Below are 18,946 nucleotides of genomic sequence, written 5' to 3'. Positions count from 1 at the left end.
AGCGCTGGGGCTTACGCCTGGTCTCAGTTGATCAGACCCGCATGCACCATCGCATCGCGGATCTTTGCCTGGGTCGGCTCGGACACGGGCACCAGCGGCAGGCGCAACCGGTTCTCCATCTTGCCGAGCAGCGACAGGGCATATTTGGCCCCGCCCGGGTTCGGTTCAAGGAACATCACGCGGTGAAGCGGAACCAGACGGTCCTGATACTCCACCAGCGCCTTGGCGAAATCGCCCGACAGGCACGCCTGCTGGAATTCTGCACACAACTTCGGCGCCACGTTGGCGGTCACCGAAATGCAGCCGTGGCCACCATGTGCCATGAAGCCCAGCGCCGTCGCATCTTCGCCCGACAACTGGTTGAACTCCGGCCCCATCACCTCACGCTGTTCGCAGACCCGCGTGATGTTCGCCGTGGCGTCCTTCACGCCGTCGATGTTCTTGCAGTCCTTGAACAGCCGCGCCATCGTCTCTGTCTTCATGTCGATCACCGAGCGAGTCGGGATGTTGTAGATGATGATCGGAATGGAGATGGCGTCGTTCACCACCTTGAAATGCTGGTAGAGCCCTTCCTGGTTCGGCTTGTTGTAATAAGGGGTTACGACCAGAACCGCGTCCGCGCCCGAAGCTTCGGCCGACCGCGCCAGCTCGATCGCTTCCGCGGTGTTGTTGGAACCTGCGCCCGCAATAACCGGAACACGGCCTGCGGCGGCTTCCACGCAGAGCCTCACGACGCGCTTGTGCTCATCGTGGCTCAAGGTCGGGGATTCGCCGGTGGTTCCCACCGGTACAAGCCCATGGGAGCCTTCTTTTATCTGCCAGTCCACGAAATCCTGAAACCCTTTCTCGTCGACCGAACCATTCAGGAACGGTGTAACGAGTGCGGTAATAGATCCCTTGAACATCTTGGCTTCCTCTAATTCTGCCGTTTTCCTGCCGCGTTCACGCGGTTGAATAGCGCCGGACAATAGTCGTCCGCGGGAGCCTCGGCAAGCCGAGGTTTCAAGTGCGTACAGAGGCTTTTCGCCACCTCGCTTCGGCCACACAAAAGCCGCAACGACGGCAGGATTGGTAAACGCCCCGTTAATTGCTCTCGCGATAGCATCGGAGCGTCGCAGGTCTGGCGAATATTGCGGCAGTCCGGCCCGATTTCCAATGATTTACGCCGATTGCGGGATGCATGAATGGCAACTTCCATGACACGCGCGACGATCGTTTCAACAACGGCAGAGGTTCGCCCGGCCGTTGAGCGACCGGGTGCGATGCCGAACCGGATGCAAATGCGCGCGCGAGGCCTGCTGCTCGCAGCAATCTCCACCTCGCTGGCAATCTTACCGGGGACTCAGTCCGCCCTTGCCTTCGAGGCGGTGTCCGCCCTGCCCCGCGCCAAGCCGCAGACCAATACCGTTCCGGCTCCAGCCCCTAGACCGCAAGCGAAGCCATCACCCAGATGGTGACCGGCAGCGCGCCCATGCCCGGCCCAAGCCCACTTCGGCCCGAGCGATCCGCCTATGCCGATCCCACGCCGAGCGCCGCCTATTCGGTTCCGACGCCAACCCGCTCGCCGCTTTATTCCGACGACGAGGACGCAGCCGAGGCCGTCGGCCTGTCCGCCCCCGACAGCGCGGGACTGGTCGCGAGCCTGAAAAGCGCGCTTGAGGGGCCATCGACAAGGGCGACGTCGCTGCCGCAATGGCGATCCGCAACCGCATGCAGCCTTCGCTCGACCGGCGGATCATCGTTTCCGGCGATCCCGTCATTCCGTCCGCCTTCATCACGGAGTTTACCCGCGAAGCGCCGCACTGGCCGAATGCCAAGCTGATGCGGCGGCGCGCGGAAGTCGCCTTCTCGCGCGATAAGCCGGAAGATTCCGCCGTCCTCGCCGCCTATCGCAGCGCCGGGCCGATCACGCTGACGGGCAAGGTCGCCTATGCCCGCGCGCTGATGGATACGGGCAGAACCAGCGAAGCGGCGAACATCATCCGCAAGGTCTGGCACACGGACACTTTCGATGAGGGGTCTGAGCGGCTGATCCTCAGGGATTTCGGTCAACTTCTGCGCACCTCCAACCATGACCGACGGGTGGAGATGCTGCTCTACAAGGAGCACACGAACGACGCGCTGGAGCTTTCCAAGAAGCTGAACTCCGCGACCCAGGCCTATGTAAAGAAGGCGCGCGTTACCGTCATCCGCCGCGACAAGAACCAGCGGCGGCTGATGGATGTGGTGCCGCGCTCGCAAAAGGCCCGTGCGGGCTACACCTTCGCACGCATTCAGATGCTGCGCCGGGCAAATGACCGCCGCGGGGCCGTCAATCTGATGCTGAAGGCATCGACCAAGCCGGACCGGCTGGTCAATCCAGATGAATGGTGGATCGAACGCCGTCTGGACTCGCGCATCGCGCTCGATCTGGGCGACCCACGGGCGGCTTACGCGATCGCCGCCAATCACAGCGCAGTTTCGCCGGCCAAATATGCGGAGACCGAGTTCCATGCAGGCTGGTACGCGCTGCGTTTCCTGGACGACGCCCGCCGCGCCGAACCGCATTTCTGCAATATCGCGCGCATCGACACCACGCCGATCACCATCTCGCGTGCGCAATACTGGATCGGCCGCGCGCTCGAGGTGCAGGGCAAGAAGACGGATGCCAGGAAGGCCTACGGTCTCGCGGCCGTTTACGGCATGACCTATTACGACCAACTCGCCCGTGCACGGCTCGGCATGGCCCAGGAGGCCATGCCTCAGCCGCCCAAGCCGACGACGGTCGACAGGCTGGCGTTCAATCGCAATGAACTGGTGCATGCGATCCGGCGAATGGAGAAGGCCGGTCAGTTCGACGAGATCACCCTGCTCTTCCGCACTCTCGCGCTGACTCTGCCCAATGCGGGCCAGGTGGCGCTGCTGGCGGATCTCGCCGAAGAGCACGGCACGCACCAGTTGGCGCTGATGGTCGGCAAGCTGGCGGCCGGACGAAACAACGATGCCGCCGCCCTCGCCTTCCCGACGGCAGCCATTCCGAAGAAGGCCCGTATTTCGGGGGTCGAGAAGCCGGTTGTCTATGCCATCGCACGCCAGGAAAGCACCTTCAACCCGCAAACCAAAAGCAGTGCGGGCGCGCTGGGACTTCTGCAACTCATGCCCGGCACAGCCAAGGCGACGGCGCGCAAGATCGGCATGCGGTACTCCAAGAGCGCGCTGACCAACGACCCGGCCTACAACACCACACTGAGCGCGGAACACCTGAAGGAACTGATCGACGAATTCGACGGCTCCTACATCATGACGTTCGCCACCTACAATGCCGGGCGCAGCCGGGTGTACGAATGGATCGATCGTTTCGGTGATCCGCGCTCGGGCAAGGTCGATCAGGTGGATTGGGTGGAACGGATCCCCTTCACCTAGACGCGCAACTACGTGCAGCGGATCACCGAGAACCTGCAGGTCTACCGCGCCCGCCTCGACGGCAAGGGCCTGAACATCGCCGCAGACCTCCCCCGCGGCAAGCCGAACTGACCTGAAGGCCCACGTTCTCGAAAGCCGAAATGATCACAAACAAAAAAGCCCAGCGAAATGAAACCGCCGGGCCTTTTTCATTTCTCAGACCGATTGTCGATCAGAAGGTGCGTTGGGCGTGGAAGACGTCGACCATATTATCCTCGCTGCCAAAGGGCGTATTCGAGGACCAGTTCAGCCCCTCATATTCGAGCTCGACCCCCATCAGGAAACCGGCAACCGGAAACCACACAAGGTTACCCTGGGCGCCCCACTGCTTGACTTCAAAATCCGCGCCGAGAATGTCGCTTTCCATGTAGCTGTAATTTCCCGTCACAGCGGAGGAGAGAGTCGGCGTCCAATGGTGGGTAATACCACCGCCAACGCCCCAGTCATTGGAGGGATTAACATTGGAGGACAATGCCGGGATCATGTCCGACAGCGCGGCATTTTCATGGACATAACGCATTGCGCCTTTCGAATAGGCCACCTGGAACGAAACGGTATCACCGGGAGCCAGCATCGGAGCATTGAAGGTCACTCCGGCACCGACGTCCCACCCAATCTCCGAATCCGGGATGGAGGAATTGCCGTAGTTCTGGTGCAGCGTGCCCATGAGCTGAGCGGATCCCCATCCCTGGTCAACACGCAGTTTGGCAACCAGATCCGGCAACTTGTGACCGCCGTAAAAGTCCACGGTCGCCGTAGCACCCGAGCCGTGAAGATTCGTGTTGCGCACGAAGGTCGCGTCCTCTCCACCGACAGTGAGGCCGAGAAGCCGTTGCCGAAACCGTAGGTGTAGGCGAACAGATTGGTGCGATGATCGGAGAAGCCCTGCTGGATCAGCGAGCCCCAGTTGTCGCCGGTGTAGAAATCGAAGAAGGACTCGGCACGACCGAAGGTGAAACCGCCGAACTGGATGAAGCCATCCCACAGCGTCACGGTCGGGGACAGCTAACCGCCGGGATCACCGGTGAACCACAGGTCGACGTAGGTGCGCAGCAGCGCCGTATTCGGTCTGGGTGCGGGAGTCAAAGCGGACGTAAGCACGTGCACGGATAGAGGTGCCGTCGGCATCACGGCTGCCCCAATCCGCGGTCGCGTTGCCGTCGTCAGCAAAGTCGCGGAAACGGAACTTGACACGCATGCCATCGCCAATACGCAGGCACGTCTCGGTGCCCCGAATGTAGAAGTAGCCGGCGCCGTAAGCGTCGCAGACACGGACGTAATCAACCGGTTCCGGAGCGACCGGCAGGTTTGCGGCCTGAGCGCCGGAAATTGTCACGAAGCCAGCCGTGGCGGCGAGCAAGAGAACCTTCTTCGTCATTGGTTCCGAATCCTGAATGGCTGATTCCAGCGGGCTTCAGTATGTTCGCCCAACTTTTCGCAACGGTCTGCGTATTCCGCCGCCTCCGCAATTCTCCAAAGCTCCGAAACAGAGCGTTTGCTTCCCTTTTGAAACGTCTGTTGCCATCTAGATACAATCACCGTTGGCAAAAGTGCAGATCCCACATCACAGGCGCGTAAAAACAAAAAAAAGCCCGGCGGATTTCTCCGCCAGGCTCTCAATCCAATCTTATGAGATCAGATTAGAACGTGCGCTGGACGCGGAATATGCTGACCAGATCGTCGTCGGTAGACACGCCACCAACCGCAAGATCCTGGCTCTCGTATTCGAGTTCGACACCCATCAGGAAGCCAGAGATCGGCGACCAGACCAGGCTACCCTGAACGCCCCACTGGTCGAGATCGACATCAGCCAGAGCGCCGCGGTCATTCTCGAAGGACGCGTAGTTGGCCGTCAGAGCAGACGACAGGGTCGGCGTCCAGTGGTGGGTGATACCACCGCCAATGCCCCAACCGGTCGTCGTCTCGAAGTCCGTACCAACGACGGTTTCCATGGCATCCGGCAGGCCAGCGGCTTCATGCACGTAGCGCACGGCACCATCGGCATAAGCACCCTGGAAGCTGACGGTGTCACCCGGAGCCAGCATCGGCGCATTGAAGGTCACGCCAGCGCCGATCGCCCAGCCGAGTTCAGACTCGAGGAGAGCATCGCCACCCCAGACCTGGTGCACAGCACCCATGACCTGAGCGGAACCCCAACCCTGATCAACGCGCAGATTGGCGACGAAGTCAGGCCACCACTTGTGACCGCCGTAAAGGTCGGTGGTCGTAAGAGGCGTCAGGGCGGTGTTCATGATGCCGCCACGCACGAAGGTCGCATCTTCCATGGACAGCGAGGCCGAGAAGCCGTTGCCGAAGCCGTAGGTGTAAGCGAACATATTGGTGCCGTGACCGGAGAAGCCCTGCTGGATCAGCGAGCCCCAGTTGTCGCCGGTGTAGAAGTCGAAGAACGACTCGGCACGACCGAAGGTGAAGCCACCGAACTGGATGAAGCCATCCCACAGCGTCACGGTCGGAGACAGATCGCCGCCGGAATCACCGGTGAACCACAGGTCGACGTAGGTGCGCAGCAGGCCGTACTCGGTCTGGGTGCGGGAGTCGAATTTCATGTAGGCGCGGGCGCGGGCCGTCGTGCCATTACCGTCGCGGGTGCCCCACTCCGTGTTGCCGTCGTCAGCGAAGTCACGGAAGCGGAACTCGACACGCATGCCGCCGCCAATGCGCAGGCACGTCTCGGTGCCCGGGATGTAGAAGTAACCAGCGCCGTAAGCGTCGCAGATACGGACGCAATCAACCGGCTCCGGAGCAACCGGCAGGTCCGCAGCCTGAGCGCCGGCAACGACGATCGTGCTCGCCGCAGCGCCGAGGATGAGGGTCTTCATAGTCATTTCCTGACCTCCAAATCAAAATTACACGGAAGAGGTCTTGGGCCCTACCCATTTCATGACCGCTTCCATTTCCCCGCGATTTGCATCTTTATCGAAATGCTACGTCAGCTTCTACTGAGTCCGCACGCCAAAGACGCTGAGGTACGACGTTCCCGCCGTTCGCAAAATCACCATATCCGGATAGATCTACGGTTCAACCAACAAAAAACGCGAGGACACCAAACAGCGCCGCTTTTGGGCCACGGTGTTGCAGGAACAACACAAAGATGATCTGCATATTAAGTTTTTAATAAGATTCCAAGGGCTTATACGTAGTTTTAAAACACCTATTTGAGCGAAATACCGTGACAGTTTTGCCCCGTGCCCTAGCGAATCTCTATCCGCGCTCGCGCTGAATTTCCTGAGGAATCAATAATCTAGATCGTCGCGAAGCCGATTCCATCCGGTTTCCATGGAATACTTCTGCGATGTGCTGAGGCCACAATGAAATGCCCATTTGAAAACAAGTAGAACGGCGGTCTGCTTTGCGAGAGCCGCAGAACCACCTTGCCAGCCGTCCCGCCGTCGCCGCCTGAAACGCCCTGGATCCCAAGGTCGAGGACGGCTCCGTCGGGGGGAAACGTGATGGCAAGCCCGTCGCGCGTCGGGGCCCGTCCGCTCACCCGCACCGCGCGCAAGGGCGCGGGCAGATCAGCGGCGGGAACCGCCAGAACCCCCGGCGGTGGTGACGGCAAGGCGGAGGGCGGGCGCCCGAGGCGTGCGAAGGCATCGAAGAGAATCGGCGCGGCGACGCGAAAGCCCGTTGCACCGGGAATGGCGGCCCCGTCCGGTCCACACCGCGATCACGACATCTCCGTCGAATCCGACCACCCAGGCATCGCGATAGCCGTAGGAGGTGCCGGTCTTGAAGGCGATTCGACCGCCAACGGCCGCGACAGGGGCCGGCGTGCCGGACAGGATATCGCTCACATACCAGGCCGCCAGGCTGCTCAACACGTGCCGTCCCGCACCATTGGACGTGCCGGATGCGGCCGGGCCCTTCGATTCATCGCGCATTTCGCGCAGGGCGACCGACAGGCCGCCGCGGGCAATGGCGCAATCGCAATAAAGACCCGCCAGATCATTCAGCGTGACGCCCATGCCCCCGAGACCGCCGGCGAGGCCGGGCGCTTCGCCCTCCGGCAAGACCGGGACCACACCCGCCGCCCTCAACCGCGCCATCAGGCGCGCGGGGCCGACCGCATCGAGCATCGCCACTGCGGGCATGTTGAGAGACAGCTCCAGCGCCTCGCGCACCGTGACCGTGCCGTGGAACTCATGATCGAAGTTTTTCGGCGCATAGCCGGAGATGGTCGCGGGCCGATCCTCGATCAGGCTTTGGGGGGCGGCAAGCCCCTCCTCGAATCCAAGTCCTTAGATCAGCGGCTTCGGGGTGGAACCGGGCGAGCGCACGGCGCGGATCATGTCGATGGCGCCCTGCCGACGCTGATCGAGATAGCCGGGAGATCCGACAGAGGCGAGAATCTCGCCGCTTGCATGGTCGATGGCGAGGATTGCCACCGAGCGTTTGGTTCCAAGCCGCCCCGCCCTTATCCGCGCCAAGTCCTCCAGCTGGGCCTGAAGACGGCGATCGATGGTCAACCGGTGGAGCGTTGCCGCAGGATTCGCCGCGACAGCGCGATCGGCGGCATGGGCGGCGAACATGGGAAAGGCGCGGCGGCGGCCCAGCATGCGTTCGCACTCGGCGGCGCGCGCGTCACCGGGGGTGATCACCTGCGCCTTCGCCATGCGCTCCAGAACGCGATCGCGCGCTTTTCGCGCCGTTTGCGGATGACGGTCGGGACGACAGCGCTCCGGCGATTGCGGCAAGGCCACCAGAAGAGCGGCTTCGGCCGCCGTCAGCCACTTCGGCTCCTTGCCGAAATAGGCAAGCGAGGCGGCGCGCACACCTTCTATATTACCGCCATAGGGTGCCTTCAGCAGGTAGAGGGCGAGGATGTCCTTCTTGTCGAGACGGCGCTCGATCTTCCAGGTGCACAGTATCTGATGGATCTTGCCGATCAGCGAGCGCTCGCCGCCGCAATCGATCAGCCGGGCGACCTACATGGTCAGGGTCGAGCCGCCGGACACGATCCGTCCGACCTAAAGCCCCTGCCAGGCAGCGCGAAGGAGCGCGTGCAGATCGACGCTTCCGTGCCGATAGAAGCGCCGATCCTCATAGGCGAGCAGCATCCGGACGAATTTCGGGTCGACATCCCCCTGCCCCACCGCCATGCGCCAGAGCTCGTCGGCAGCCGCATAGACACGCAGCAATCGTCCGTCGCGATCAAGCACCTCTACGGAACGGGAAATGGTGGAAGGCTCGGGAATCGGGTCATCGACGAGAGTCGGCGCAAACACGTTGAGAGCGAGCCCGAGCGCGCATATGGACCCGACGACCACCCCCGCGCGGCAGATCAGACGCCGCTTGCGAGGCGCCGGATTGTTGCCGGTTTCGCTCAGTCCCGTCTCGCCGCTCTGTGCAACCATCGCCTGTTTCCGCGTTTCGACTGAGGTGGTCTTCGTGGGGCCCATCCTTCGAGACGGCCCTTCGGGCCTCCTCAGGTGGGTGTTGCGCGCTCTTTCGAACCCATCAACACAATGACGCCATTCTGAGGAGCGGCCCCAGGCCGCGTCTAGAAGGATGGGCAACACGATGCTCTCCCGCTTCCGCCTACCGGTTGGACCCGATGACATCGACACGTTCCGATGCCGTGCGTGCTAAGCGGCCGGGGCGGTACATGTCCTCTACCTGCGCGGCAGGACGTGCGTAGCTGCCGGTCGTCACCGCCCGCACCAGATAGCCGAAGGTGGCGTTGCGCGGGCCCGAACCGCTGCGATCGAACGTCACCACGAAACGATCATCACAGAATTCGATATGCGTTGCGTCGTCATTCAGCGCCAGCCAGTCGAGCCCACCCAGATCGCCGCTCTTGACCAGGTTCAGGTTGTCGATCTCGAAACCTGCCGGCAGCGGATCGACCAGCATCAGACGGGCGGATTGATCATCAAGCGCCTGAACGCGCAACACCACGACCATCCGTTCGTTCTAGGCAACGGCTGCGGCATCGACCGGCTTGCTGTTCAGGTCGTAGGTCTCGCGCGTCAGGGTGAAGCCCCGGCCCGCCGCGACACCACGGGGACAAGCGCAGGCCCGGTGACCGTGGTGGCCAGTTCCACCGGGTCTTTGCCCGTGTTGGAGACCTGCAGCACGGCGTTCATTAGCGTCGTCCCCTCCACAAGGGCGGAGGCGGGCGTGGTGAGAGGATTGCCGTCGAGCGTCAGCCCGCTGATCTTGTCGCCCTTGAGAAGCGCATCGGCGGCCAGCAGCATCCAGACCTTGTCCTGGGTGGAAAGCCGGGCCCGCGATGAAGCTGCCTCCGCAACGCGGCTTCGCAGCGCATCGAGATCGACGCCGACCTTGCCGAAATCGGTGGCAAGGGCCAACACACCGGCCACATCGCGCAGGTGGGAGCCGTAATCGGAGCGGTAGAGCACCGACTTGCCCGACTGCGTCGCCAGTGCGGAGATAGCGGCGGCGAAGGCCGTGCGTGCCCCGCGCTGTTCGCCGTAAAGCGCAGCGGCGGCCCCGAGCTGGGTCTTGGCGAAGGGCGTTGCGAAATTGCCGAGCTTGGTATCGATGAAGTAGCGGATATCGCCGATGGAAGCGCGCCCGGCCCGCGTCAGAACGTAGAGCGCATAGGCCACGTCCTCACCTCCGTCATCGAAGTCGGATGCGTAGGGCAGGCTGTTGGCGAGGTTGTCGAGCGCCTGGGTATAGGCAAGATCCGGCACGTCGTAATCCGCCTCACATGCCCGCGTCAAGAAATCGGTGACATAGGCGTCGAGCCACAGACTGCGGCCGTCGTCGTTGGGCCGCCACACGCCGAAAGCGCCGTTCGACGCCTGGTTGGAGAGGATGCCGATGAGCGCCTTGTTCACCCGTCCGCGCAGGGCGTCGTCGCTCGCAAGCCCCGCGGCAACCGCCACCTCGTTCAGATAGACGAGCGACAGCGCGACGCTGGTGAGCTGTTCGGTACACCCGTACGGATAGTGATTGAGCGAGGAGAGCAGCCCGACCACGTTGAGCCCGGCCAGAGAACCGGCAGAGAAGCTGACCTGCGAAGCCTCCGGGCGCAGCCCGTCCAGCATGCTCGATCCCATATAGATGGACTGACCCGAAACCAGCGACACCTTGGAGCGCCGCGTCACGGTCGGGCTGAGATCGCGCACGCCGAGCGCCAGCGCCTTGGACGCCACCGGTCTATTCGGACCGTTGACGACGAGCGCCAGTTCCGCATCCCCGCACGATGCGGCCCTCGATCGGCACGCGGATCGTTTTGCGTTCATTTTCAGCCAGATCGACGGTCAGCTCAGAATCGGAGGCCGCGATGGCGATTTCCGGCGTCTCCGTGAAGGACAGTGTGTATTGCCCCGCCGGCCCTTCCACATTGTCGAGTTCTACCAGCATGCGGGAATCGTCGCCAGGATTGAGGAACCGCGGCAGGCTGACGGTCGCCACCACCGGATCGCGGACGATGACATCGGCGCTCGCGTGGCCGACACCGGTCGTGCTCCATGCGACCGCCATCACTTTTACCGTGCCGTTGAAGTCGGGAATGTCGAAATCGACCGTCGCGATCCCGTCCGCATTGACCTTCACGATGCCGGAAAAGAGCGCGAGCGGCTTCTGGGTCGGCGGCGAGCCTTCCGCACGCAGTCCCACGCCGTCGCCACCGGATCGCACCGAGCCGCGCGTGCCCACCATCCGGTCAATGAGCTGCCCGTAGAGATCGCGCATCTCCATGCCGAGCTTGCGCTGGCCGAAGTACCAGTCGTCGGGTGCGGGCGGTTCGTAGCGGGTCAGATTGAGGATGCCGACATCGACGGCCGCGACCGTCACATAGCCTCCTCGCCCGCCGTGACGTTTGCCAACCTGACCGGCACCGACAGCGTTCCGTTCGGCCGCATCATGTCGTGCGGCGACAGTTCGACAGAAATGTCCCGGTTGCCGGGATCGACATCGAGCCAGGTCAGCCCGATCGCACGCGAAGGCATGCGCTTTGCCGCGATATCCATCGGCCGGTAGAGCGTGGCGATGACATAGGCGCCGGGGCCCCAGGCTTCAGTAACCGGCAGGTCGACGCTCGTCTCGTGCCCGCCTTCGACCTGCACCACCTTGGTGTAGATCAGCCCGTCGACCATCACCGCGATCAGCGCGGTTCCGGAAAAGTGCGGCTCAAGCCGCAGCTTGGCGGTCTCGTCGGCGCGATAGTGCTCCTTGTCGAGGCCAACCTCCAGCACGTCCGGTGTATCGGCACTCGCCTTGGCGACATACCAGCCTGCGGTGAATTCGACGCTGGTCGCCGTCTGGTTCGGTCCGCCGACGATCTCCAGCCGGTAGCGGCCCCAATCGACAGGCAGCGACAACGCACCCGCCTGGCTGTCGGTGAGATCGAGTGTACCGTTGGACACGCGCCGCGTGCTCTTGACCGCATCGAACTGCCAGGATCCGTTCGCGCGGAACCACTGGTAACGGGTCTCGGATCCGGCTCAGCGTCCAGGCAAGTCCCTTGCCCACCATCTGCGTGCCCGCACGATCAACCAGGATGACTCGGAACTCGGCCGGGCCGCCCTCCTCCACGCCGTCCTCGAAGAGCGGACGGATACCGATGCGCGCACCGTCCGGCGCGACCTCGCGTTCCAGCGTGCGCTCCACATAGCGCCAGCCCGCATCGACGAGCCGGGCGACGACCTCGGCCTTGGCAAGTTGGGTATCGACCGGGCTATCGAGCAGCGTGAGCTGGAAGGAGAGCTTTCCTTCCGCATCAGTCTTGAGACCGGAGGGTAGCGGACCAGAATTCGGATAGGCTTCCTCGTCCTGCAAACCGAACACATATCCCTTGAAGGCCGACCATTCGCGCGTTGGCATGAGCGAAACCTGGCCCTCAAGTTTCATGTCGGCGGCGGGTGCTCCGTAAAGATAATCGGCCTTGAGGGAAATCTCGGCCGGATTGTCTGGATCGAAGCGCTCCGCATCGCTCTCAAGCTCGAAGGCGACCCGCTCCGGCTCGAAATCCTCCACCAGGAAGGAAAGGTTGGCCAGTGCGGAGGCCTTGGGATCGGCATAAACAGAGAGCGACCAGGTCCCGCGCATGGCGCCATCAGGAAACCTGAGATCGATCGCGTGCCCGCCGACCCCACCATCGGCCACGACGAAGCGGCGCTGTTCGACACCATCAGGACGCGAGAAGACGAAGGTCATGGGCACGTCGGGCTGCGCCATGGCCTTGCCGTCGCACACCAGCGCTACGGCTTGAACGGTCGCGCCGGGACGATAGACGCCGCGTTCGGTATAGGCGAAGACATCAAGCGGCCCCGGCGCCAGACGGCCGTCCACACCGCCATCGCTCAGATCGAAGGGGGCCTTGGTGAGATCGAGGAACACATAATCCTCGTTCCTGAGGCCGCCACGGTCCCGGTCTCGGCCGGTTTCCTTTGCCTTCAGCCTAGCGTTCAGAACCGCGGGCCGATCTCCGCCCGTGCCGCGCACGAGGCCGGGATCGAAGGTCTCCTGCCCGCCTTCATCGGTAACCGCCTCGCCCAGCACGTCATTATTGGCCGCCACAGGCGTCACGGAGACGCCCGATACCGCCTTCGCGCTCGTCAGCGAACGGACGAAGACATGCATCCCGGCCCGCCCCGTGTAAGCGGTCAGGCCCAGATCGGACACGATGAATCACTGGGTCGCAAAGGGGCCCCACTGGTTCTCCTTGTCATCGGGCACCCGGGCGATCATGGCATAGGCGCCGGGCTTCAGCGTCAGACCGATATCTTTGAGCGGAATGGCCGTGGTGACGTCCTGATTGAGTTTCGAGCCGACCTCGACGGTGCCTTCCCAGACCTTCGATCCGACCTCTTCTTCCATCTAGTCGACGCGCCAGGAATTGAGCTGATCGAGGAAGTTGTCTCCGCGCACGAGTTCGGCCAGAGCCCAGTCGTTCACCCGGTATATCTCGACGGAAAGCTCCTTGGTGTTAACGGTCACGACGGGAATGGTCGGATCATCTCCGCCGGGCAAAACATAGGCGCGGCCCATGAAGCGCACCGAGGGGGCGCGGTCGCGCACATAGACGGTCAGGTTCGCACCCTTTTCCAGCGTCTCGCCGTCGGCAGCGGGGACGCCCGGGCGCACCGCAATCTGATAGCGCGCGCCGTGGTGGACGCAGTCGACGCAGATCTGCGCCTCTTCCACGTTCACCGATGTTCCCGGCGCACCGGAAACGGTGACGAAGTCGGCGAGATTGGGCCGCAGCGTCTGCAGCTTGTCGGAGAAGATCAGGCAGATACGGGGCTCGGCCGCATCGGAATCGACCTGATGCTCGACGATGCGAAAGCCGTGTTCGTTGACGAGACGGTCGTAGTCGGCGCGAGGCGCGCATCCTCGCGGATGGCGAGGGCGGCGCGATAGCTGCGGATCGTCGGCTTCCAGAGACTGCGCGCCTGCAGGGAAAGGGCGAGCGCTTCGAGCGCCTGAATGCGGGCGTCATCGCCGGATGAGCGCAGATAGGCGTTGACGGCGAGCGAGGTGGCGTTTTCGCGCATCAACTGCGACTCTCACCAATCCTTCAACCGCGCGGCATTCACCGTCTTGGCCGCCGCCAGCCAGAGATCGGAGTGCTCGCCCGCCAGAATGAGCGCACGGCCGAAATAGGTCACCGCCTGCACGGGGCGACCGGAGGACACGGAGCGCTCCGCATTGTCGATCAAGGCGTCGAGATCGACGGATCCGGGATTGTAGCGGGTGGCGAGACTTGCGGCGAAACTCCGGGCCTCCTGCCGGATCGAGGACGGCAGATAGTCGAGCTCCTTCTGTCGCGTCTCGGTGTCATGTGCGGTGGCCTGCGCCTTCACCTCCACCACGCGGCCCGCGACTGCGCCTGCGAAACTCTGCAGGTCGCCGAAATCGCTCTTCATGAAGCACCAGCGGGCGCTGGTATTGTAGGTGAAGCCTTGCATTGGGGATCGCCGAGACAGACCGCCTTGCACGTTCCCAGCGAAACATCCTTCACGGTGCAATAATCCGCTCCGAAATAGTCCGCATCGGGCACGGTAACGATCCGCCGCTCCACCGCCTCAGCCGAAACAGGCGCGGCAAACACGGCGCAGATGGCCGCAATTGCCGCTGAAACCGTCGCCACGGCCCCGATCCGTCGCACCAGTCAGCCACGCATAAGGCTTACTTCCGGTAGTCTTGGCCATTTTCACACGATCAACCGCCAGAGGGACAGGCCAAAACGCCCACCGCGTCAGCATGCGAGTGAAGTGAAGACGCCTACAGGAGAAAAAGCAAGACAAGGGCAGAAACCAGATCGCAGAAAAATGGACGAGCCGCAGCGCGCCTTACCCACGGAAAAGCGGGCTAGGCCTCCTCCGACCAGCTTTCACGCTTGCGATACAAAGTGGACGGGTTGACCTCCAGCATGCGTGCCGCACGTGGCAAGGATCCATCGCAGGACTCAATCGTCGCCTCGATAAAGCGACGCTCCATCTCGGCAAGCGTCTCGCCGACGGCTATCCGCAATGTTTCGTCGTCTCCGACGCCCGTCGATGCCGTCGTGCCGGACGGCGCGCCGTCGGCCACATCAGCATTGTCTTCGGACGCGGCTTCGCTATCCGCGACATCCGCCTCGGAGTTTGCGGCGGCGACGTCTTCCTCGCGCGCGCCCTCCCCATCCGTTGTCTCTTCCGCGCTTTCGCCGGAGATCTTTCCGGGCAACATGTCGGACGTCAACAATTCGCCCTCGTGATCTGCGACGGCCTGATGGATGACGAACTGAAGCTCGCGCACGTTGCCCGGCCAGTCGTAGGAGGCGATCAGCATGTGGACCTCGTGCGAGAGATTACAAAATCCATTGCCCGCTTCCGCCGCCGCTTCGCGCAACATGCGCGCGGCGATCTCGACGGCATCGCCTTCCCGGTCGCGCAAGAGCAGCAGGTGGATCGGCAGGACATGCAGGCGGTAGAATAGGTCTTCGCGGAACCGCCCGGCTGCCACTTCCTGCATCGGATGTGATCGGTGGCGCAGATGACCCGGACCTTCACGACCTCCTCGCCCTTGCCGTCGGGACGCTAGATCTTGCCGATCTGCAGGAATTTCAGGAATTTCTCCTGCAGATCGATGGAGAGCGCGCTGATCTCGCGAATCAAAGAGCGTGCCGCCGTTGGCGCTGGCCGCAGTCCCGCGCGGGCCGAAAGAGCCTTCATATCCACTATCGCCCGCAGAGCCGAAGATCTCCTCGTCCAGCCGGTCGGAAGGCAAGGCGCACAATCGACGCGGACAAGCGGGCCGCTGGCACGCGGACCGGCCTTGTGGATCGCCTCCGCGCAGACTTCCTTGCTGGTTCCGCTTTCTCCGGTGATGAAGACGATCGCGCCGAAGCGCGCGACGCTTTCCACCATCCGGTAGACCGAACGCATGGCAACAGAACACCCGATCAAGCCGAAATAACCCGCAGGCCCCATATCGAGGCTCAGATCCTCCACCGCGGCATGCAGGACTGCCCGCTCGCGCGCATTGCGCAGCGCCGTGACCAGTTTCAGGTCCGCAACCGGTTCGACCAGGAAATCGTAGGCGCCGCGCACGCGGTTGGCATCGAGCGCGCCCTCACCGCTCACCACCAGGACGCTCGTACGCGACACCTTGCGTGCCGCCAGCGTCTGCAGCAGGGCGACGCCGCTCATGTCGGCAAGCTCTTCGCCCAGCAGCAGGATGCGCGGGCGCCTGTCGGCCAGAACGGCAAGCGCGGCGTTTCCATCCGAAGCCGTCTCCAGCGCGATCCCGGCATCCCGGATTGCCGTCGTTCGCGACCCATCGGCGAGCACGTTGCCCACGGCCAACACGGGCGGCTTGCCGAATTCAACATCTGTCATCGCTTATCTCCTGGCGACCCCGATTCGCCTCGCACCGCCGATACGGCCTGCCTTGTCCCCCTTCAATAAGCGAAGCCCATTTTGCGAAGCTTAATTGCCGCGGCGAAATTGACGAAATTCGCAGGTTCGTACTGTTCCTGCCCGGATCCTGCTGCAGCCGCACAGTTCATGACGTTACGTCACTTCAATTTATTGTAATATAACGACTATTATTGAAGTGCATTGCATAAAAGTTGTGCTTGATCCGGCCGCCCGCTCGTCCGAAATTCGCACCAACGGCTACTTCAAATTAGACTACTTAAAAACAAAGAGCCCCATCCCATGTATGACAAGTCTCTTCCCGATGTGACGTTCCACACCCGCGTGCGCGACGAATCCATCGGCGGCACGAACCCGTTCCGTTGGGAAGACAAGACCACTGCCGACTTTTTCGCCGGCAAGCGCGTCGTCCTGTTCTCCCTGCCCGGCGCTTTCACGCCGACCTGCTCCACCTACCAGCTTCCCGACTTCGAGAAGCTCTATCCCGAATTCAAGGCTGAGGGCATCGACGAGATCTATTGTGTCGCCGTCAACGACACCTTCGTGATGAACGCCTAGAAGTAAGGCGAAGAACATCGAGCACGTCGAGGTGATCCCGGACGGCTCCGGCGAGTTCACCCGCAAGATGGGCATGCTCGTGTGCAAGGATAATCTCGGCTTCGGCATGCGCTCCTGGCGCTATGCGGCCATCGTCAATGACGGCAAGGTCGAGCAGTGGTTCGTCGAGGAAGGCTTCTCCGACAACTGCGAGACCGACCCCTATGGCGTCTCCTCCCCGCAGAACATCCTCGAGAAGCTGCGCTCTGCCAACAAGACGAAAGCTGCGTGAGCCATCGCACGCACGGCCGGTCATATTCCTGACCGGCCGACGACGCCGTGACCGACACAAGAAAAGCCCCGGGCCTTCTGGTCCGGGGCTTTTTGTTTTCAATCACCGACATGCGACATGGAAGGTCGGGCGACCGCCTCAGTTACGGCGCGAGGCGTAGCCTTCGGGAAGCTCGGAGGGGGCAGCCGCGACGATGGTCTCGTCATTGGCGGCACAATCTTCCCAGAAGGTGATGGTGCGAATTCGTCGATCACCAGCTTGGGATAGGTCGGGCCGGCATCGCACAGCGCCAGCATCTCGTCGATGTGCTCGTTCTGGAAGCAGGATGTGCTCGTTCTGGAAGCAGACCGTCTTCTTCGAATTCTGGGCGATCCACTGCGGGAAGAAGATCACGCCGTGCAGCTTGCGCTCACGCAGGTCGAAGGCAACCGAGACGGTGGTGCCGGTCGGCTCGTCCCAGGAGATCTTGAAGACGCCGTCGCCCAGCCACACGATGTGGGCGATCTGATCGCGCACCCAGCGGCCGCCGACTATGCCCGTATGGATGCAATAGTCGATCATGCGATCGTTCTTGACGTACAGCTCGTACTGCCAACTCTTGTCATAAGTATATATGAAATTATTACATACAAACCCGGTCAGTTCTTCGGGTTTCGTGGATTCAAATTCGTCAGACATTGAAATAATTTCTCAATTGATCTGGTGAAACCTTATTATTCAAATATCCGAATTAAAAGTTCTATTATCAATTCTAATTCATCGGATATTTCGATATATTCTCAAGACCGCCAACGGAGCCCGTCCCACATGAGCCGCCTGCCCTTGTCGACCGTCGAGTAATGGGGCGTGTTGCGCGCCGTGGTGGAGGAAGGCGGCTTTGCGCAAGCAGCCGAAGCGCTCAACCGCAGCCAGTCATCGGTCAGCTACATGGTTGCCCGCCTGAAGGGGACGCTCGGCGTGGAGCTTCTGGAACAGCGCGGCCGACGAGTGGTGTTTACAGAAGCGGGAACGACTCTGCTGGCGGAAGCGATGCCGCTCATCGACGGGTTTGCGCGGCTGGAGCGTCGGTCCCGCGCCATCACGGAGGGCGAGACGATACAGAGGTCCGGTTGATCGTCGATGCGATCTTTCCGAAAGATAGGTTGTTTGCGGCGCTGGCCCGCTTTGCCGAGTTGCACCCGTATGTGGAGGTGCATCTGCTGGAAACCGTCCGGCAGACCATGGTCGACGTTCGTGCCGACGATTTCGACCTGGCGGTGCTGATGGCAGAGCCCGGGGCGAAATGGAGCGAGCCGATTGCGGAAATGAGCCTCGTTGCGATGGCAAGCACCGAACACCCACTGCTGTGCGACGGTCGCGCGCCCGGCGATGCGGCGCTGGCCCATCACACGCGGGCGGAAATCCGCGGCATGGAAGGCGCGCAGACGGAGCACGGCGGCGAGGGCCGCATCTGGCGCATGAACATGGTGGAAACGGCCATCGAGGCCGTGCGGCGGGCCCTGTGCTATAGCTGACTGCCGAGCCACATAATCGAGCAGGATCTGGAGGCCGCCGCCTGGTGCGCCTTGATCTTGGCACGGGCAGCGTGCGCCGGTTCCCGCTCGGCCTGCGTTTCCGCGACCGCCGCGACCACCGGGAACGCCGGTTTCCAGGCTGGCCGACCTGCTCGCCGAACGGCCCGTGGAGGAACCGGCAGCCTAGGGCTTGCACCTTTTCCGAAATGGTCGCGGCGATCACCTCTCCCATGGGGAGAGGTCGGCGCGAATGCGCCGGGTGAGGGGTGTCGGGCTATCCGTATCCCCGAGACATCCCATCCCCT

At 62.6% G+C, this 18,946-nt stretch carries 24 protein-coding genes and 4 pseudogenes; 6 read left to right on the top strand and 22 right to left on the bottom strand.

Annotated elements, in window-relative coordinates; genetic code table 11:
* Positions 1–23: 23 nt before the first annotated feature.
* On the bottom strand, positions 24–905 hold the full coding sequence (gene dapA, locus QNJ43_RS17240) for a 4-hydroxy-tetrahydrodipicolinate synthase (protein WP_300471807.1): 882 nt from the start codon (positions 903–905) through the stop codon (positions 24–26).
* Positions 906–916: 11 nt separating this feature from the next.
* Positions 917–1,198, bottom strand: a complete 282-nt coding sequence (locus QNJ43_RS17235; RefSeq protein WP_300471806.1) for a hypothetical protein — start codon at positions 1,196–1,198, stop codon at positions 917–919.
* A gap of 494 nt (positions 1,199–1,692) precedes the next feature.
* Here QNJ43_RS17235 and QNJ43_RS17230 point away from each other — a divergent pair, with 494 nt between their 5' ends.
* Positions 1,693–3,402, top strand: coding sequence for a lytic transglycosylase domain-containing protein (locus tag QNJ43_RS17230; RefSeq protein ID WP_300471805.1), 1,710 nt, complete (start codon positions 1,693–1,695; stop codon positions 3,400–3,402).
* A 211-nt stretch (positions 3,403–3,613) separates the two neighbouring features.
* Here the strand turns inward: QNJ43_RS17230 and QNJ43_RS17225 are convergent, their stop codons facing one another.
* The 19 genes and pseudogenes from QNJ43_RS17225 to QNJ43_RS17135 all read right to left on the bottom strand — a co-directional run bounded on the left by QNJ43_RS17225 (position 3,614) and on the right by QNJ43_RS17135 (position 16,259).
* Entirely contained in the window at positions 3,614–4,231 is a 618-nt protein-coding gene (locus QNJ43_RS17225) for a porin (RefSeq protein WP_300471804.1), read from the bottom strand.
* Between the two features lie 228 nt (positions 4,232–4,459).
* Positions 4,460–4,819: a porin gene (locus QNJ43_RS17220; protein ID WP_300471803.1), complete on the bottom strand. Its 360-nt coding sequence runs from the start codon at positions 4,817–4,819 to the stop codon at positions 4,460–4,462.
* 262 nt (positions 4,820–5,081) lie between these two features.
* Positions 5,082–6,287 (bottom strand): porin, encoded by a 1,206-nt coding sequence (locus tag QNJ43_RS17215; RefSeq protein WP_300471802.1) that lies wholly within the window; start codon positions 6,285–6,287, stop codon positions 5,082–5,084.
* Positions 6,288–6,703: 416 nt separating this feature from the next.
* On the bottom strand, positions 6,704–6,949 hold the full coding sequence (locus QNJ43_RS17210; protein WP_300471902.1) for a hypothetical protein: 246 nt from the start codon (positions 6,947–6,949) through the stop codon (positions 6,704–6,706).
* Between the two features lie 28 nt (positions 6,950–6,977).
* A complete protein-coding gene (locus tag QNJ43_RS17205; RefSeq protein WP_300471801.1) occupies positions 6,978–7,583 on the bottom strand; it encodes a hypothetical protein in 606 nt (201 codons plus the stop codon).
* Between the two features lie 117 nt (positions 7,584–7,700).
* A pseudogene (locus QNJ43_RS17200) lies at positions 7,701–8,816 on the bottom strand (transglycosylase domain-containing protein).
* 184 nt (positions 8,817–9,000) lie between these two features.
* The gene (locus QNJ43_RS17195) at positions 9,001–9,366 is read right to left on the bottom strand and encodes a hypothetical protein (RefSeq protein ID WP_300471800.1); all 366 of its coding nucleotides are present in this window, start codon (positions 9,364–9,366) and stop codon (positions 9,001–9,003) included.
* Between the two features lie 65 nt (positions 9,367–9,431).
* Positions 9,432–10,586 carry a hypothetical protein gene (locus QNJ43_RS17190; RefSeq protein ID WP_300471799.1) on the bottom strand — a complete coding sequence of 385 codons (1,155 nt, stop codon included), beginning with the start codon at positions 10,584–10,586 and terminating at the stop codon, positions 9,432–9,434.
* A 4-nt stretch (positions 10,587–10,590) separates the two neighbouring features.
* Complete coding sequence (locus QNJ43_RS17185; protein ID WP_300471798.1) at positions 10,591–11,229, bottom strand: alpha-2-macroglobulin family protein; 639 nt, start codon at positions 11,227–11,229, stop codon at positions 10,591–10,593.
* Positions 11,226–11,630, bottom strand: a complete 405-nt coding sequence (locus QNJ43_RS17180; RefSeq protein WP_300471797.1) for a hypothetical protein — start codon at positions 11,628–11,630, stop codon at positions 11,226–11,228. The genes QNJ43_RS17185 and QNJ43_RS17180 overlap by 4 nt, the downstream gene beginning before the upstream one ends.
* A gap of 93 nt (positions 11,631–11,723) precedes the next feature.
* A pseudogene (locus tag QNJ43_RS17175) lies at positions 11,724–11,810 on the bottom strand (hypothetical protein); the annotation flags it as partial.
* A gap of 121 nt (positions 11,811–11,931) precedes the next feature.
* A pseudogene (locus tag QNJ43_RS17170) lies at positions 11,932–13,017 on the bottom strand (MG2 domain-containing protein); the annotation flags it as partial.
* Positions 13,018–13,065: 48 nt separating this feature from the next.
* Positions 13,066–13,254 carry a hypothetical protein gene (locus QNJ43_RS17165; RefSeq protein ID WP_300471796.1) on the bottom strand — a complete coding sequence of 63 codons (189 nt, stop codon included), beginning with the start codon at positions 13,252–13,254 and terminating at the stop codon, positions 13,066–13,068.
* Positions 13,255–13,587 carry a hypothetical protein gene (locus QNJ43_RS17160; RefSeq protein WP_300471795.1) on the bottom strand — a complete coding sequence of 111 codons (333 nt, stop codon included), beginning with the start codon at positions 13,585–13,587 and terminating at the stop codon, positions 13,255–13,257.
* 77 nt (positions 13,588–13,664) lie between these two features.
* Positions 13,665–13,931 carry a hypothetical protein gene (locus QNJ43_RS17155; RefSeq protein ID WP_300471794.1) on the bottom strand — a complete coding sequence of 89 codons (267 nt, stop codon included), beginning with the start codon at positions 13,929–13,931 and terminating at the stop codon, positions 13,665–13,667.
* A gap of 12 nt (positions 13,932–13,943) precedes the next feature.
* Entirely contained in the window at positions 13,944–14,303 is a 360-nt protein-coding gene (locus tag QNJ43_RS17150; protein ID WP_300471793.1) for a hypothetical protein, read from the bottom strand.
* Positions 14,300–14,527 carry a hypothetical protein gene (locus QNJ43_RS17145; RefSeq protein WP_300471792.1) on the bottom strand — a complete coding sequence of 76 codons (228 nt, stop codon included), beginning with the start codon at positions 14,525–14,527 and terminating at the stop codon, positions 14,300–14,302. The genes QNJ43_RS17150 and QNJ43_RS17145 overlap by 4 nt, the downstream gene beginning before the upstream one ends.
* A 221-nt stretch (positions 14,528–14,748) precedes the next feature.
* Positions 14,749–15,393: a helix-turn-helix domain-containing protein gene (locus QNJ43_RS17140; RefSeq protein WP_300471791.1), complete on the bottom strand. Its 645-nt coding sequence runs from the start codon at positions 15,391–15,393 to the stop codon at positions 14,749–14,751.
* Between the two features lie 65 nt (positions 15,394–15,458).
* On the bottom strand, positions 15,459–16,259 hold the full coding sequence (locus QNJ43_RS17135) for a sigma 54-interacting transcriptional regulator (RefSeq protein WP_300471790.1): 801 nt from the start codon (positions 16,257–16,259) through the stop codon (positions 15,459–15,461).
* Between the two features lie 321 nt (positions 16,260–16,580).
* Here QNJ43_RS17135 and QNJ43_RS17130 point away from each other — a divergent pair.
* Positions 16,581–17,127 (top strand): annotated as a pseudogene (locus tag QNJ43_RS17130) (peroxiredoxin).
* Positions 17,128–17,225: 98 nt separating this feature from the next.
* On the opposite strand, the gene QNJ43_RS17125 reads toward QNJ43_RS17130, so the two are convergent.
* Entirely contained in the window at positions 17,226–17,423 is a 198-nt protein-coding gene (locus tag QNJ43_RS17125) for a hypothetical protein (RefSeq protein WP_300471789.1), read from the bottom strand.
* 31 nt (positions 17,424–17,454) lie between these two features.
* On the opposite strand from QNJ43_RS17125, the gene QNJ43_RS17120 reads away from it, so the two are divergent.
* From QNJ43_RS17120 to QNJ43_RS17105, 4 genes are all read left to right on the top strand, one after another.
* A complete protein-coding gene (locus QNJ43_RS17120; RefSeq protein ID WP_300471788.1) occupies positions 17,455–17,808 on the top strand; it encodes a hypothetical protein in 354 nt (117 codons plus the stop codon).
* 165 nt (positions 17,809–17,973) lie between these two features.
* Positions 17,974–18,240 carry a LysR family transcriptional regulator gene (locus QNJ43_RS17115; RefSeq protein WP_300471787.1) on the top strand — a complete coding sequence of 89 codons (267 nt, stop codon included), beginning with the start codon at positions 17,974–17,976 and terminating at the stop codon, positions 18,238–18,240.
* Positions 18,237–18,641, top strand: a complete 405-nt coding sequence (locus QNJ43_RS17110) for a LysR substrate-binding domain-containing protein (RefSeq protein WP_300471786.1) — start codon at positions 18,237–18,239, stop codon at positions 18,639–18,641. The genes QNJ43_RS17115 and QNJ43_RS17110 overlap by 4 nt, the downstream gene beginning before the upstream one ends.
* A gap of 44 nt (positions 18,642–18,685) precedes the next feature.
* Positions 18,686–18,904: a hypothetical protein gene (locus QNJ43_RS17105; RefSeq protein WP_300471785.1), complete on the top strand. Its 219-nt coding sequence runs from the start codon at positions 18,686–18,688 to the stop codon at positions 18,902–18,904.
* Positions 18,905–18,946 lie beyond the last annotated feature (42 nt).

It is taken from the genome of Breoghania sp., from assembly GCF_030066895.1.
Classification (GTDB): domain Bacteria; phylum Pseudomonadota; class Alphaproteobacteria; order Rhizobiales; family Stappiaceae; genus Breoghania.
The sequence above is the reverse complement of the archived record's forward strand: the minus strand, read 5'-3'. Positions and strand labels throughout refer to the sequence as shown.